This window comes from Pantoea deleyi, assembly GCF_022647325.1.
In the GTDB taxonomy this organism is placed as follows: domain Bacteria; phylum Pseudomonadota; class Gammaproteobacteria; order Enterobacterales; family Enterobacteriaceae; genus Pantoea; species Pantoea deleyi.
Genome location: NZ_CP071405.1, coordinates 3,691,273 through 3,706,899, shown reverse-complemented (window position 1 = coordinate 3,706,899; position 15,627 = coordinate 3,691,273). Strand labels below are relative to the sequence as shown.

At 60.1% G+C, this 15,627-nt stretch carries 12 protein-coding genes; 6 read left to right on the top strand and 6 right to left on the bottom strand.

The features are described 5' to 3' along the window. Positions 1-15: 15 nt before the first annotated feature. On the bottom strand, positions 16-981 hold the full coding sequence (locus tag J1C59_RS17435) for an AraC family transcriptional regulator (RefSeq protein ID WP_128086747.1): 966 nt from the start codon (positions 979-981) through the stop codon (positions 16-18). Positions 982-1,086: 105 nt separating this feature from the next. On the opposite strand from J1C59_RS17435, the gene J1C59_RS17430 reads away from it, so the two are divergent. Together J1C59_RS17430 and J1C59_RS17425 are read left to right on the top strand one after the other, a co-directional pair. Beyond that, positions 1,087-2,274, top strand: a complete 1,188-nt coding sequence (locus tag J1C59_RS17430; protein ID WP_140916820.1) for an MFS transporter — start codon at positions 1,087-1,089, stop codon at positions 2,272-2,274. A 212-nt stretch (positions 2,275-2,486) separates the two neighbouring features. Then, positions 2,487-2,696 carry a YdgH/BhsA/McbA family protein gene (locus tag J1C59_RS17425; RefSeq protein ID WP_003855705.1) on the top strand — a complete coding sequence of 70 codons (210 nt, stop codon included), beginning with the start codon at positions 2,487-2,489 and terminating at the stop codon, positions 2,694-2,696. 450 nt (positions 2,697-3,146) lie between these two features. Here J1C59_RS17425 and sbmA read toward each other — a convergent pair whose 3' ends face one another. Continuing rightward, a complete protein-coding gene (gene sbmA / locus J1C59_RS17420; protein WP_128086746.1) occupies positions 3,147-4,388 on the bottom strand; it encodes a peptide antibiotic transporter SbmA in 1,242 nt (413 codons plus the stop codon). A gap of 275 nt (positions 4,389-4,663) precedes the next feature. Here sbmA and J1C59_RS17415 point away from each other — a divergent pair, with 275 nt between their 5' ends. From J1C59_RS17415 to J1C59_RS17405, 3 genes are read left to right on the top strand one after another with little or no spacing between them, the layout of a single operon-like run. Then, positions 4,664-5,398 (top strand): gluconate 2-dehydrogenase subunit 3 family protein, encoded by a 735-nt coding sequence (locus J1C59_RS17415; protein ID WP_140916819.1) that lies wholly within the window; start codon positions 4,664-4,666, stop codon positions 5,396-5,398. 2 nt (positions 5,399-5,400) lie between these two features. After that, positions 5,401-7,185: a GMC family oxidoreductase gene (locus J1C59_RS17410; RefSeq protein WP_128085721.1), complete on the top strand. Its 1,785-nt coding sequence runs from the start codon at positions 5,401-5,403 to the stop codon at positions 7,183-7,185. A gap of 10 nt (positions 7,186-7,195) precedes the next feature. Continuing rightward, positions 7,196-8,506, top strand: a complete 1,311-nt coding sequence (locus J1C59_RS17405; RefSeq protein WP_128085720.1) for a c-type cytochrome — start codon at positions 7,196-7,198, stop codon at positions 8,504-8,506. 44 nt (positions 8,507-8,550) lie between these two features. On the opposite strand, the gene J1C59_RS17400 is transcribed toward J1C59_RS17405, so the two are convergent. The 4 genes from J1C59_RS17400 to J1C59_RS17385 form a co-directional block, all read right to left on the bottom strand. Further along, positions 8,551-9,960, bottom strand: a complete 1,410-nt coding sequence (locus tag J1C59_RS17400) for an MFS transporter (RefSeq protein ID WP_128085719.1) — start codon at positions 9,958-9,960, stop codon at positions 8,551-8,553. 182 nt (positions 9,961-10,142) lie between these two features. Then, the gene (abgT, locus tag J1C59_RS17395; RefSeq protein ID WP_128085722.1) at positions 10,143-11,660 is read right to left on the bottom strand and encodes a p-aminobenzoyl-glutamate transporter; all 1,518 of its coding nucleotides are present in this window, start codon (positions 11,658-11,660) and stop codon (positions 10,143-10,145) included. A 161-nt stretch (positions 11,661-11,821) separates the two neighbouring features. Beyond that, on the bottom strand, positions 11,822-13,267 hold the full coding sequence (locus J1C59_RS17390; RefSeq protein ID WP_140916818.1) for a M20 family metallopeptidase: 1,446 nt from the start codon (positions 13,265-13,267) through the stop codon (positions 11,822-11,824). Continuing rightward, positions 13,264-14,574: an amidohydrolase gene (locus J1C59_RS17385; RefSeq protein ID WP_128085717.1), complete on the bottom strand. Its 1,311-nt coding sequence runs from the start codon at positions 14,572-14,574 to the stop codon at positions 13,264-13,266. Before J1C59_RS17385 ends, J1C59_RS17390 begins: the two co-directional genes overlap by 4 nt. Positions 14,575-14,688: 114 nt before the next feature. On the opposite strand from J1C59_RS17385, the gene J1C59_RS17380 reads away from it, so the two are divergent. Then, positions 14,689-15,585, top strand: coding sequence for a LysR family transcriptional regulator (locus J1C59_RS17380; protein WP_128085716.1), 897 nt, complete (start codon positions 14,689-14,691; stop codon positions 15,583-15,585). Positions 15,586-15,627: the final 42 nt, after the last annotated feature.

The following is a 15,627-nucleotide window of genomic DNA, read 5'->3' as shown; positions in this document are numbered from 1 at the left end:
GCCTGAGGCGCCGGATTAAGACGCCAGCGCCTGCGGGCCGTCGCGTCCGGCCCGCAGCGCCCCCGGTGACTGGCCGACAATCCGCTTAAAGGCGCGACTGAACGCCGCAATCGAGCCGTAGCCGAGATGAAACGCTACGGCTTCCACCGCTTCACCGTGGTTCACAATCCGCTGCACCGCCAGACGCATCCGCAATTCCGTCAGGTAGCGCAAGGGCGTCATGCCGGTGGCGTTGAGAAACCGTCCGGCAAACACCGAGCGTGAACAGCCCGCCACGCTGGCCAGCCGCGCGACCGTCCAGTTTTCGCCCGGCTCGCGATGCATGGCGGCTATCGCCTGGCTGAGGCGGGGATCGCGCATCGCCTGCACCAGTCCGCTGGACTCTCCGCAGCCGTTCTCCACCCAGCCGCGCACGATCAGGGCGGCGACCACATCGGCCAGACGCGACAGAATCCCGGCGAACCCGGCCTGGCGGGTGCGGGACTCCCGCTCCATCGCCGCCAGAATCGGCTGTATTTCCGGATACTGCGACAGCAGGGTGCTCACCAGCATCACATCCGGCATGGTGTTGATCAGCGGCTGCATCCCGCCCAGCTCAAACGCCATGCAGGCGCTGAACAGCAGCACGCTGTGCTCGTCATCACAGGCGCCTTCCGGCGCGGCGATGGTGCAGACGCTGTCGCAGAGCGGCTTGCTCGCCATGTTCTTAATACACTGGCAGGCGGCCTCTTCGCCTGAAATCAGGCTGTGCGGCTTACCGTGCGGCACCAGCAGCGCATCGCCACTGTTGAGCTGGATCAGCTCACCGGAGGCACTGCGCACCAGCAGCGAACCGCGTCCGACAAAGTGAAACTGCGCCCGGCCCGGCGCAGAGTCGTAATGCAGTCCGAACGGCGCACTGACCGCGATACGCTGGTAGTTGACGCCATACAGACGCATGCCCATCAGCAGTTCGCTGGTCAGATCTCCATAATGGCTCATAGCATTCCAGACGAATTATCAAAAATGAAGGTGTAAGCATCATAGATCGTCCTGATGCGACACTCTATCCTCAGACTCACTTTTTTTATCTTCCGGAGAAGCAGCATGAGTCTGACAACCGAAGTGGCTGATGAGGTTTCCTCGCCTACCCGTCCCGCGTGGGGCGCGGTCTTTGCGATGGCGTTTGGGGTGTTCAGCCTGATTACCGCCGAATTTTTACCCGTCAGTCTGCTGACGCCGATGGCCCACAGTCTGGGCGTCTCAGAAGGGCAGGCGGGACAGACCGTGACCGTCACGGCGCTGGTGGCGCTGTTTACCAGCCTGGTCATCGGCAGCGTCACACGCCGTATCGATCGCCGCATCGTGATGCTGGTCTTCTCGCTGCTGCTGATCGCTTCGGCGCTGATGGTGGCCTTTGCGGCTGACCTGACGGTGATCCTGCTGGCGCGGGTGCTGCTGGGGATGGCCATCGGGGGATTCTGGACGCTCTCGACCGCTATCACCATGCGGCTGGTGCCCACCGACCAGGTGCCGCGTGCGCTCTCGATTGTCTTCAGCGGTATCTCGCTGGCGACGATTATCGCTACCCCGCTGGGCAGCTATCTGGGCGGGCTGGTGGGCTGGCGTAACATCTTTATGCTGACCGCCGGACTGGGCAGCGTGGCGCTGCTGTGGCAGTTCTTTACGCTGCCCGACATGCCCGCAGAGAACAGGGATCGCAACGGCGGGGTGCTGGCGCTGCTTCGGATAGGCGTCATGCGCTGGGGGATGCTGGCGGTAATCATGATGTTTACCGGTCACTTTGCCTTCTTTACCTACCTGCGTCCGTTCCTGGAGGGGGTGGCGCAGTTCAGCCTCAATCAGCTGTCGCTGGCGCTGCTGGCCTTTGGCGTGGCCAACTTCTTGGGCACCTCGCTGGCCGGTTTCCTGGTCACCCGCAGCGTGTCGCTGACGCTGTGCGGGATGGCGCTGCTGATGAGCGTTACCGCGCTGCTGCTGGTCACGTTTGGCCATGTCGGCTGGCTGGTCGGCGCGGGCGTGGCGATCTGGGGAATGGCGTTTGGTTCGATGCCGACCGGCTGGTCAACCTGGATTTCGCGTGCGGTACCGGACGATGCGGAATCGGGCGGCGGGCTGCTGGTCGCCACTATTCAGCTGGCGATTACCGTCGGGGCGGCGGCGGGCGGCTGGATGTTTGATCTGCGCGGTGCGGGCGGCGTCTTTGTCGCCAGCGGGGTGCTGATGCTGCTGGCCGCGCTGACCCTCTTCAGCCGGGTCAGACACCACGGCTAATCGCGCAAAGGCAGCAGGATATGCTGCCTTTTTTATTGCATCTGGATTATTAACCTTTTGAGCGAAAACTGTGCGAAATGTGCTTTTTATATTCAGTTTTACTGAATGAGTTAAGCAAATCACTCCGCTTTTTACTGACCAACTTCGGGGCTAATATATCTATCAACAAGGCAGCACGCCTTACCTGATAAAAATTAACCGAGGAATTGACCATGAAATCTATCAAAACTTTTGCAGCTGTTATCGCGCTCTCTGTTCTGCCATTCGCCAGCTTTGCGCAATCTGTGACCGCCGTCGACTCTACGCTGGATGGTGCAGAAGCGAAAATCGCTGCCCAGGCTCAGGATGCTGGTGCTTCATATAAAATCACCGAAGCTTACACCAACAACGGCGTTCACATGACCGCTGAGCTGCTGAAATAAGCCACGCATACCCTCTATGCTGACAGGACGCCTCCGGGCGTCCTGGCTGCGTTGTTCTGCAGCGTCAAAGCGGCCCGGCTCACCCGAAATTAACGCGGACGAGGGGCTTAACCGGCAAAACCGCGTTCACCGTGCCGCCGCTTCAGGCCGGGAAGGCCACCCTTCTTCCGGCGCGCCGTTCCCCCTTCATGCGGCGTTTCCCTCCCGATTTTAACGTGGCGTTGCAACCGCCATCTCACCTGCGCGCAGCGCACTCACGGCAACTTTTCCATCCCGCGTAAAAGATTATAAGGGGCAGACGATGACCGTGCTCCTGGCCGCTGGCCGCAAAAAAGCCCGCGTTCGCGGGCCTGGATAGCACGGTTTTTCTGCCGGTATGTTCCGTACGGAAAGCGTCCTGCGACAGGAGCGGGCGCGCCAGACAGCGGCCCGGCCGTTTTCTTTCCGTGGTTACACCTCTTCCGACGCTTCGCGCATCATCTCATCGTGCGGCACATCATCCAGAATCTGCTCAAAGCTGCGCAGACGTTTGTAGATCGACATCAGCTCAATCAGCGTGGACCAGGAGGAGATCAGATACTGGAATGAGCCGCGCACCTGATCAAACACGTTGGTGATCTGGTTGAGTAAGCCCAGCGTGATGGTGCCTGCCACAATCGACGGGAACAGCAGGAACAGACCAAACACGTTATCGACCTGCAGATAGAGAATGCGGGTGATGTTGAAGTAGAGATAGTGGAAGTAGAGGCGGAAGTAGTTCACCCGCACCTGGCTGAACAGCTCCTGCACCGTCTGCGGCCTGGCGCGATCGGCATGATCTTCGCCGTAGACCAGCTCTTTACGGTAAGCCGCCTCCACCCGCTGATTGCGGAACTCCAGTCCCGGCAGCTTGATCCCCACCAGCGCCAGCAACCCGGTGCCAAACACCGACCAGAGCACCGCGGCAATCACCAGCGCATAAGGAATGTTGCCCAGAATGGGGATATCTTTAACGTGATGAGAGAGCGCCACCAGCACCGGTAAAAACGCCACCAGCGTCATAATCGCCTGAATAAAACTGACCCCCCAGTTTTCCAGCGTGGTCGCAAACCGCATGGTGTCTTCCTGCACACGCTGCGCGGCCCCTTCCACATGACGCAGACGCTGCCAGTTGTGCATATAGTAGTTATTCATGGCGCTACGCCAGCGGAAGACCCAGTGACTGATAAAGAATGAGTTAAGGACGCCAATCACCACGGCGATCAGTGCGATGCCCAGGAAGGCGAACACCTCATGATAAAAGGCTGAAATCTCGACCGATCCCGCTTTGGTCAGCGCTTTCTGAATGAGATCGTAGAAGGGGCCATACCAGGCGTTAATCGCCACCCCGACCTGCACACCAAACCAGGTGACAAAGATAATCAGCGCGGAGCCCCACACCGACCAGCGCTGCCACGGATGCGGATCGATAATCCGCCAGGCCACGGCGAATAGCGTGACCATAATCCAGTAATAGAGATAGAACCAGAGCTGGCTGGCGGCGATAAAGCGTGCGGCCGTGGTCGGCAGCGGCGCTTTGATCGCGGCTTCAAACGTGGGCCAGATGCCGGGCAAATCGCTGGCAAAGCCAAACCAGGCAAAAATCGCAATTAAGCTCCAGACAGCCGCAGAGCTGAAAAACAGCGCTGGCCGCGGAAAAAAAGACTTAAACATAGGCACTCCGCTGTTGTGTGTTGCCTGTTATAACGTTTTTGACCTGTCGCTGTCTGTAGTCTGTTGTTTCTGCTCATGACAGGACGAGGATAGATGTTAATGAAATTGTGCGATTTTGTTTCCTGGAACTAAATCTTTGTGAACGGCAGTGTTACAATATGGCGGTTTGTTACCGGTAACAAGCCCGCGCCGGGCCGGTATCTGCGGATTAAATCATTACAACGCAACCACCACTTTTTTCATACCGCCAGTCAGCGCGGGAATGAGGCAATGTCATGTCAGAACAAAAAAAGGGTCATTCACGCAGGGATTTTTTGCTGAAGACAATTACCCTGGCGCCTGCAATGGCGGTCGGGTCCACCGCGATGGGAGCGCTCTCCCTGCCGCTGGCCGCGCAGGCGGCTGAGACGCCTGCGGCACCCCAGCAGGCGCGTGATTACCAGCCCGCCTGGTTTACACCGGAAGAGTATGCCTTTATCACCGCCGCCGTCGCACGGCTCATTCCCCGCGACGAACGCGGGCCGGGCGCGCTGGAAGCGGGCGTGCCGGAGTTTATCGATCGTCAGATGAATACGCCGTACGCCACGGGATCGAACTGGTATATGCAGGGGCCGTTTAACCCTGACCTGCCGAAAGAGCTGGGTTACCAGCTGCCGCTGGTGCCGCAGCAGATCTACCGTCTGGGGCTGGCCGATGCCGATCGCTACAGCAAACAGCAGCACGGCAAGGTGTTCGCCCAGCTCAGCGGCGAGCAGCAGGATGCCCTGCTGCAGGCAATGGAGAGCGGCAGCGCTGAATTCAGCCAGCTGCCGGCAAACGTTTTCTTTAGTTTCCTGCTGCAGAACACCCGCGAAGGCTTCTTCAGCGATCCCATCCACGGCGGAAATCAGGGCATGGTGGGCTGGCGGCTCATCAACTTCCCTGGCGCACGCGCCGACTTTATGGACTGGGTAGAGCGCGGTGAACACTATCCGTTCCCGTCAGTGTCGATTCGCGGAGAGAGAAGTTAAGCATGGCAAACGAAATGAAAAAAGTGGATGCGGTCATTGTCGGTTTTGGCTGGGCAGGCGCCATCATGGCGAAAGAGCTGACCGAAGCGGGCCTGAACGTCGTGGCGCTGGAACGCGGACCGCATCGCGATACCTATCCCGATGGTGCCTATCCGCAGTCGATTGATGAGCTGACCTACAACGTCCGCAAAAAACTGTTCCAGGATCTCTCCAAAAGCACCGTCACCATTCGTCACGATGCGTCACAGACGGCGGTGCCTTATCGCCAGCTGGCCGCCTTCTTACCCGGCACCGGCACCGGCGGCGCGGGCCTGCACTGGTCTGGCGTCCATTTCCGTGTCGATCCGATTGAGCTGCGGATGCGCAGCCACTACGAAGAGCGCTACGGCAAGCATTTCATCCCGGAAGGCATGACGATTCAGGACTTTGGCGTCACCTACGATGAGCTGGAGCCGTTCTTCGACAAAGCGGAAAAAGTCTTTGGCACCTCGGGCAGCGCCTGGAGCATCAAGGGCAAAGTGGTCGGCAAAGAGAAGGGCGGCAACCCGTTTGCGCCCGATCGTTCAGATAACTTCCCGCTGCCCGCGCAGAAGCGCACCTACTCGGCGCAGCTCTTTGCTCAGGCTGCCGAATCGGTCGGCTATCACCCCTACGATCTGCCGTCCGCCAATACCTCTGGCCCCTATACCAATACCTATGGCGCGCAGATGGGGCCGTGTAACTTCTGTGGCTACTGCAGCGGCTACGCCTGCTACATGTATTCCAAGGCTTCGCCGAACGTCAATATCCTGCCCGCCCTGCGCCAGGAACCGAAGTTTGAGCTGCGTAACAACGCCTATGTCCTGCGGGTGAATCTCAGCGACGACAAAAAACGCGCCACCGGCGTAACCTATGTGGATGGTCAGGGACGTGAGCTGGTTCAGCCTGCCGATCTGGTGATCCTCTCCGCTTTCCAGTTCCACAACGTGCATCTGATGCTGCTCTCCGGCATCGGCAAGCCCTACAACCCCATCACCAATGAAGGCACGGTGGGGCGCAACTTCGCCTATCAGAACCTCTCGACGCTGAAGGCGCTGTTCGACAAAAACACCACCACCAACCCGTTTATCGGCGCGGGTGGCGCGGGCGTTGGCGTGGATGATTTCAACGCGGATAACTTCGACCACGGGCCACTGGGCTTCGTCGGCGGCTCGCCATTCTGGGTCAACCAGGCGGGCACCAAACCCATCTCCGGCCTGCCGGTACCGGCGGGCACGCCAAACTGGGGCAGCAAATGGAAGGCGGCGGTCGCGGATACCTACACCCATCATCTGTCGATGGACGCGCACGGTGCGCATCAGTCCTACCGCGCTAACTATCTCGATCTCGACCCCAACTACAAAGATGCCTACGGACAGCCTCTGCTGCGTATGACCTTTGACTGGCAGGAGAACGACATCAGGATGGCGCAGTTCATGGTCGGCAAAATGCACAAAATCGCGGAAGCGATGAATCCGAAGATGATCATCGGCGGTGCGAAAAAGCCGGGCACGCATTTTGACTCCACGGTCTATCAGACCACCCACATCAGTGGCGGCGCGATCATGGGCGACGATCCGAAAACCAGCGCGGTTAACCGTTATCTGCAAAGCTGGGATGTCCCGAATGTGTTTGTACCGGGCGCGTCCGCCTTCCCGCAGGGTCTGGGCTATAACCCAACCGGCATGGTAGCGGCGCTGACCTACTGGTCAGCCAAAGCGATTCGCGAACACTACCTGAAAAACCCCGGCCCACTGGTACAGGCATAAGGAGATGGCGATGAAAAATGGCATTCTGGCTCTGATTCTGGGCGCGCTGTCGTTCTCTGCACTGGCGGAAAGCGGTCAGGACGATCTGCTTAAGCGGGGTGAATATCTGGCGCGCGCCGGTGACTGTGTGGCCTGCCACACCAGCAAAGGCGGCGCACCGTTTGCCGGCGGGCTGCCGATGGCAACCCCGATTGGCACCATCTACTCCACCAACATCACGCCCGATCCTGAGACCGGTATCGGCGACTACAGCTATGACGACTTCCAGAAAGCGGTGCGTCACGGCGTGGCAAAAAATGGCGATACGCTCTATCCGGCGATGCCTTTCCCCTCTTATGCGGTGGTCAGCGACGAGGATATGAAGGCGCTCTACGCCTGGTTCATGCATGGTGTCGCCCCGGTTAAGCAGGCGAATCGGGAAAGCGACATTCCGTGGCCGCTGTCGATGCGCTGGCCGCTGGCGATCTGGCGCGGAATCTTTGCGCCCGATGTGAAAGCCTTCCAGCCTGCACCGCAGGAAGATCCGGTGCTGGCGCGTGGTCGCTATCTGGTTGAGGGCCTGGGCCACTGCGGCGCCTGCCACACGCCTCGCAGCATCACCATGCAGGAGAAGGCGCTGAACAACGAAGAGGGAAGCGACTATCTGTCAGGCAGCAGCGCACCGATTGATGGCTGGACCGCCAGCAATCTGCGCGGCGACAACCGTGACGGACTGGGACGCTGGAGCGAAGAGGATCTGCGTCAGTTCCTGCGTTATGGCCGCAACGATCAGACCGCCGCATTCGGTGGCATGACCGATGTGGTGGAGCACAGCCTGCAACACCTGAGCGACGAGGATATCACGGCGATTGCGCGCTACCTGAAATCCCTGGGCGCGAAAGATCCGCATCAGGCGGCGTTCAGCGTGGATGATGCGACCGCAAAAGCGCTGTGGAAGGGCGACGACAGCCAGACAGGAGCCGCAACCTATGTCGATAGCTGCGCGGCCTGTCACAAAACCGACGGCAGCGGCTATAAGCGCTTCTATCCGGCGCTGCGTGGCAATCCGGTGGTGCTGGCGGACGATCCGACCTCGCTGATCCATATCGTGCTGGTGGGCGGGCAGTTGCCTGGCGTCAATGGCGCACCGTCGACGATTACCATGCCGGCATTTGGCTGGCGCCTTAACGACCAGCAGGTGGCGGACGTGGTGAACTTCGTGCGTAACAGCTGGGGCAACACGGCGTCAGAGCCGGTCAGCGCGAAGCAGGTAGCAGCGCTGCGGAAAGATGAGAAAGACCGGCTGGGCAGTGCCGATATCCGGGTACTGGAAGGCAAGTAAACGGCAATTAATGCGGCCGTCACCCTCAGGGTGACGGCCTTTTTTCAGATGTTTTCCAGATCGCGTCCCCGCGTCTTCGGCCCGTAAATCCCCACCGACAGCATCACCATCACCATGCTCAGCACGATAAAGGTGATCACGCCCGGCGTCCCGGCGTACTGCAATATCACCCCGATCAGAATACTGCTGAAAACCGTAGAGAGGCGGCTGAAGGAGTAGCAGAAGCCAACCGCCCGCGCCCGGATGTGGGTCGGGAAAATCTCTGTCTGATAGGCGTGGAAGCTGAAGGTCAGCCAGGCGTTGGACCAGGTGATCAGGAAGCCGCAGAGGATCAGCAGCACCGGCTGCGTCTGAAAGGCGAAAAGCGTTCCGAACACCACCGTCATCAGCGAGGACAGAACGATCTGCCACTTATTCTCCAGCCTGTCGGCGTAGCGGCTACAGATCAGCGATCCCAGCGGATAGGCCAGCGTGATGAAAAAGGCGTAGAGCAGGCTGTGCGTGACCGTCGCGCCGCGACCCGACAGCAGCGCGGGCAGCCAGTTACCAAAACCGAAAAAGCCGATCGCCTGGAAAAAGTTCATCACGACCAGCATCAGGGTGCGCTGACGATAGGCGGGGGACCAGATCTCGCTGAATCGCCCCCGCGCCGGTAACTGTGCGGCGGCGTCGTCGGGCAGAACCGCAGGGCCGGCCGGAATGCCACAGCGCCGCTCCATTGTGCACAGCACCTCATGTGCCGCCTGATGACGTCCCTGCTGCGCCAGCCAGCGCGCCGACTCCGGCAGGTTCCGGCGCACCAGCCAGATCACCAGCGAGCAGACCGCGCCCGCAATGACGACCCAGCGCCAGCCCTCCAGGCTGAGCAGCGTCTGCGGGATCAGCCACCAGGACATCAGGGCCACCGCGGGCACCGACAAAAACTGCACGAAAAAGGAGAAGGCAAAGGCGCGACTGCGCAGATGACTCGGCACCCATTCCGACAGATACGTATCGATGGTCACCAGCTCGACGCCCAGCCCGATACCGACCAGGAAGCGGAACAGGATAATCATCTCTGCACTCTGCTGGAAAGCCATCAGCAGCGAAAAGAGTCCATACCACAGCAGGGCGCACATAAAGGTCAGACGGCGACCAAAGCGGTCCGCATAGGGAGCGAGCAGGCTGGCCCCGAAAAACAGACCGAGAAAAGTCGCCGACGCGAAAGCTGCCTGATCGGAGAAGCCCAGCACGCCCGCGTCACCGGTGTGAAACACGCCCGCCGACAGCAGCCCGGTGCTGATGTAGCCGGTCTCGAACAGGTCATAAAGCTCAAAAAAGCCGCCCAGCGCCAGCAGGGTAATAAATCGCCACAATCCGGCGGAGGAGGGCAGCGCATCGATGCGCGCCGCTAAGCTGTTGCGGGCCGACGATGAAGCGTGCCCCGGCGATAGCCTGGTGGAGAGTGTGGTCATATCAGCGTGAACCTCAGGCAGTGTGGAGACGACTCGCAGCCGGTCAGCGGCGCCGTAAATGCGTTAACCGTTAGCAAGCGAAGAATACGCAGAATAGTCAATTCCTCTGCGGTTGCCGAGAGGGGCGTTGCTGACGATTTAGCAATGCACGTTGCAGGTTCTGCCATCCGTGGCACCGTGCATTACGGCAGATGCGGCCAGACGCCCGGTCCGATCGGCAGACCCAGCAGATACCACACCAACAGCAGGGCTATCCAGCTGATAAAGAAGACCAGCGGATAGGGGAAGATCAGCACGTAATAGGTGCCGAGCTGTGCATCCTTCTGGTAACGCTGTAAAAAGGCCAGGAAGAGCGGCAGGAAAGGCGACATCGGGGCCAGGGGCAGGACGGCAGAGTCGGCGATGCGGAAAATCATCTGGGCAAAGGCGGGATGAAAGCCAAGCAGCATAAACATGGGGACAAAGACCGGGGCCAGAATCGACCAGATCGCGGAGCCGCTGGCGATAAACATGCAGAGAAACGCGGACAGGAACATCAGCCCGAGAAAGGCGGGTGCGCCACTGACGCCTGCGCTCTCCAGCACGTCGGTCAGCCCGATCGCCATGAATTTGCCCATGTTGCTCCAGTTAAAGAACGCCACGAACTGCGACAGCGGAAACACCATCACGATAAAACCCGCCATACCTTTCATCGGATCGACCAGCAGCTGCGGAATATCATCCGGACGGCGAATCTGCCGGGTAACCACGCCGTACGCAATCGCGACCACAAAGAAGAACAGGATGATGATCGGCACGATGCCCTGAATAAACGGCGAGGGAATGATGGCACCGGTCGCGGGATTGCGAAGCGGCGCATGTTCCGGCACGACCAGCAGCGCCATCAGCGCCATAAACAGCAGGGCGGCGATCCCGGCGGCGCGCAGACCGCGGTTCTCCAGCGGCGTCAGCGCCGCCAGCTTCTCACCGTTGCCCTGCCACGCTGGCAGGCGCGGCTCAACAAATTTGTCGGTCAGCAGCGCACCCGCAATTGTCAGGACAATCACCGACGTAGCCATAAAAAACCAGTTGTCGATGACGCTGACGTGTACCGTGTCGCTGACCGCTTTGGCCGCTTCGGTGCTGATGCCGGAGAGCAGCACATCGGTGGTGACAATCAACAGGTTAGCGGTAAAACCTGAGGCGACGCCAGCGATCGCGGCCAGCAAACCCGCGACCGGATGCCGTCCCACCGCCAGAAAAATCAGCGCGCCCAGCGGTGGCATGACGACCAGCGCGGCATCCGAGGAGATATGGCTGAAAAAGGCGATAAACAGCACCATATAGCTGGCGTAACGACGGCTGACGCGTGACGCCATCTTCACCATCAGCGACTGCAGCAGACCCACTTTTTCGGCCAGTCCGGCGCCAATCACCAGCGCCAGAATCGATCCCAGCGGGGTAAAACTGCTGAAGTTTTTGATGATATTGGGCAGGATCCACTGCAGGCCTGCAACGCTCAGCAGGTTGTTTACCCGGACGACCTCACCGTTAGCGGGGTTCGTCACCGCCCAATCCAGCGCGCTGATAATGGCGGTGGCCACCATCAGCACCACGATCAGATAAACAAACAGTAAAAACGGGTTGGGGACTTTGTTACCTATACGCTCTATCCAGCTGAAGAGCCGGCCAGGACCGCGATTCTCGGATGTTGCTTCCATGGTATTGATTCTCATCTTGTATTCCCTTTATCCGCAGAGGCCCGGTCTGGCGCCGGTCCGGAGAGGCGACAGGCGGTGAGTTCAGACACGGCTCCGCTGAGTCAGGGAAGTGTTTGCAATAATTTTTTATAGGGGTCCGCGTCAGAGACGCGGCCATTGGCTCATCCGGCCAGTTTTGTTGGGGTGATCCCTGCCGGGATCGGACACTGATAAGGCTGCGCGGCGCGCAGACGCCTGAACTCGGTCCGGCAGTCAGCCAGCGCCTGCGGATCCGTCAGCAGGGTCAGCACCGTGGCCGCCATCACTTTGCCCGCCAGAAACATCCCTTTATGCCCGATGCTGGTGCGGCCCTGCGCCACCAGTTGCCAGGTGTGCAGCGGTGTGCCAAACGTAAAGCAGGGTGCAAAACACTGTGCAGTGGGGGTCACCCAGCTGACATCGCCGACATCGGTGGAGCCATAAAGCAGCTCGCGGGTGACCGTATAGGGCGCCACCTCATCCATAAAGAGCTTATCGCCCAGCTGCTCAGCCCAGGCATAACCGGCTTCACCGCCGGTGCGGGCCGCATTGAGCCGGGCATTGCGCAGATCGTCATCGCTCAGGGTGGCACGGAGTTCGGCCGCAAACGCGCGCTCTTCGTCGCTGTAGTCGGGCAAACCAAACACATGCAAATAGCGCTCCATGACCGCTTCCAGCGCACGATTAGGCACGTAGTCCGAGCAGGCTTTGTCAAAACGCACCGTCAGGGTGGTGTCGGTCATCAGTGCGGCACCCCTGGCGATGTTGATCACCCGTTCATAAATCGCCTGGGCCTGCGGCAGTTCCGGGGCGCGGATCAGGTAGAGCACCTCCGCGTCGGCCTGCACCACATTCGGTGAAACGCCGCCGCTGTTGGTGATGGCGTAGTGCACGCGCGCCTCCTGAACGATATGCTCGCGCAGAAAGTTGGCGCCGGTATTCATCAGCGTGACGGCATCCAGGGCGCTGCGGCCCAGATGGGGTGAGTTGGCGGCGTGAGCGGCGACGCCTTTGAAGCTGAACGCCGCCTGAATATTGGCCAGCGTGCGCAGATTGAACATGCCGCTGAAACCTTCGGGATGCCAGGTGACGGCGGCATCCACGTCATCAAACAGCCCTTCACGCACCATAAAGGTTTTGCCCGATCCCCCTTCTTCGCCGGGGCAGCCATAGAGGCGTACCGTGCCGCCGGTGTGATGCTGCGCCATCCAGGCTTTCACAGCGCAGGCCGCCGCGACACCCGCCGTGCCGAGCAGGTTATGCCCACAGCCATGTCCGTTTCCGTTCGCCTCCAGCGGTTGTGGCCGGGCGCAGCCCGACTGCTGGCTCAGCCCGGCCAGCGCATCGAATTCACCGAGAATGGCAATCACCGGTTTGCCGCTACCCGCGCTGGCGATAAATGCTGTGTCGATACCGCCCACGCCCCGTTCCACAACAAACCCCTCCTGTTCCAGCGCATCGGCCAGAAGCGCGGAAGAGCGGGTTTCAGCGAAGCGGGTTTCGGGCGTGTCCCAGATCGCGTCGCTCAGCGTGCTGAAGCGGAGCTGATGGCGATCGATATATTCAGCAATAAAGGCTTCCATTATCATGCGCCCCCGAACTGTGTCTGATTCAGGGCGAGGGTCGCCAGCAGCGTGATGGCATCCGGCATCACCCGCTCATCAAAGTCAAATTTCGCATTGTGATGACCCGCCGCCAGCGCACAGCCGAAAATAACGTAAGAGGCCTGACCGCCACGCGCTATGACGCGCTCCATCATGCAGGTCGCATCTTCCGAACCTGCCGCCTGCGCTTTACGATCGACCACCGAGCTGAAGATGCCGAGGGCGTCCGCCTGCTGGTGGATGAAGTCGACCCACGGCTGCGTCGGGGTGCAGCTGCGTGCCGCACCCATCAGCGAAACCTGCTGCTCAACGCCATACATCGCGGCTGCGCCCGCAATCACCCGCAGCGCCTGCTGATAAACCTCGTCGTTGACCTTATTGGTCACACCGCGGGTTTCAATTTTCAGCAGGGCGCAGTCGGCGACCACGTTACGACCGGTTCCCGCCTGCAGCACGCCGACGTTGACCCGCGCCACGCCGCCGCTGTGCTGGGTTAATCCATGCAGCGCCAGCGTCGCCTGAGCCGCGGCCAGCAGGGCATTGCGACCCTCTTCAGGGCGGCCGCCCGCATGGGCACCGACGCCGGTGAAATGGACATCCAGTTTGGTGGTAGCAAGGAAGCTGTCGCTGCCGCACACCAGTTCGCCTGCCGGAACGCCGGTGCCGATGTGAATCGCCGTGAAGCGCTCAACGTCATCGACCACGCCTCTGGTGACCATCGCTTTCGCCCCGCGCACGCCCTCTTCGGCGGGCTGGAAGATCAGTTTAATCGTGCCGCTGAGCTGCTCTTTCATCGCCATCAGCACCGTCGCGAGACCCAGTCCGATGGTGGTGTGACCATCGTGCGCGCAGGCGTGCATCATGCCAGGGTTGCAGGAGGCGAACCCTTCGCGCTGCGGCAGGTGATCCGCAGCCTGACTTTCGTTGAGATCCAGTGCATCCATATCGACACGAAAGCCCATCACCGGGCCGGGACGACCGGTTTCCAGCGTCGCCACGATGCCGCAGAATCCCCCGGAGAAGTGGCTGATCCACTGCGGCAGCGCCCCCTGTTGTAACGCCCGCGCCTCCTGCTGCCTGAGCGTCGCGTCGTCCGGTAAACCCATCCGCGCATCGGCGTCGATGACGTCACGACCCAGCTTCAGCTGATAACCGAGCCTGTGCAGTTCTTCCGCCACTAAGGTGGCAGTACGGAACTCCAGCCAGCCCGATTCGGCATAGTGATGGAAGTCGCGTCGCCACTGTTGCAGCCTGGGCAGCAGGGCGCTGACGTGCTCTGAAAGGGGTTTCATCGGCTTTTTCCTCGTTGTTGATTTTTTATGCACTGCGTCGAATCTACACAATGGTGCTGGCGGGCATAAGATGCGAATATCTTGTGACTGATAAACAACGGTTATCGAGAAACTATGCCGGCCAACATCAAACTTCATCAGTTGCGCGCCTTCGTTGACGTGGCGCGACAGGGCAGTATCCGGGCCGCGAGCCGTCTTTCCGGGCTGTCGCAGCCGGCGTTAACCAAAGCGATTCAGGAGCTGGAGCGTGAGCTGGGGGCGAAGCTGTTTAACCGCCGTCAGCAGGGCGTCGTGTTAACCGATATCGGTGATAACTTTTTTCGTCATGCCAGCCTGGTGCTGGCAGAGCTGCGGGTCGCGGAAGAGGATATCCAGCAGCGGCTGGGGCTGGGTGGCGGTCAGGTGAACATCGGCGTTGGCGGCAGCGTGGCGCGCACCATCATGCCGCAGGTGATAAATCAGTTTCATCGTGAATATCCGCTGGTGAAGGTGCGCATCGTCGAAGGCCAGCTGGTGTCGATGGTGCATGAACTGCGTCAGGGCGCGCTTGATTTCACGATCAATACCTACGACCAGAGCCATCTCGATCAGGAGCTGATGTATGAGCGGGTCATGGAACGCGAATACAGAGTGGTGGTCCGTAAGGGCCATCCGCTGGAAAAGGCCCGCTCGCTGGCGGCGTTACAGCAGGCGGACTGGACGATGCCCACGCCGAAAGGCAGTTATTATCGCCTGCTGCACGATCTCTTTGGTGAGCGCGGCATGGCACCCAAAATCGTGGTGACCTGTGAAACGTTTATGGCCTGCACCAGCCTGGTCGCGCAGAGCGATTTCGTCAGCATCCTCTCAGTTGACGTCATTGACGATCCGATTCTGGGCCAGTCACTGGTGGCGCTGACGCTCGACGATCCCCTGCCGAAAGCGACCTTCTATCTGATTCAGCGGAAAGACACGACGCTGACCCCGATGAGCAGTTACATGGCGCAACTCTTCCGCCGGTATTGTCAGTGAAATCAGTGCGTAAAGGCGATCGTCTACACTCTTAAGGTACTG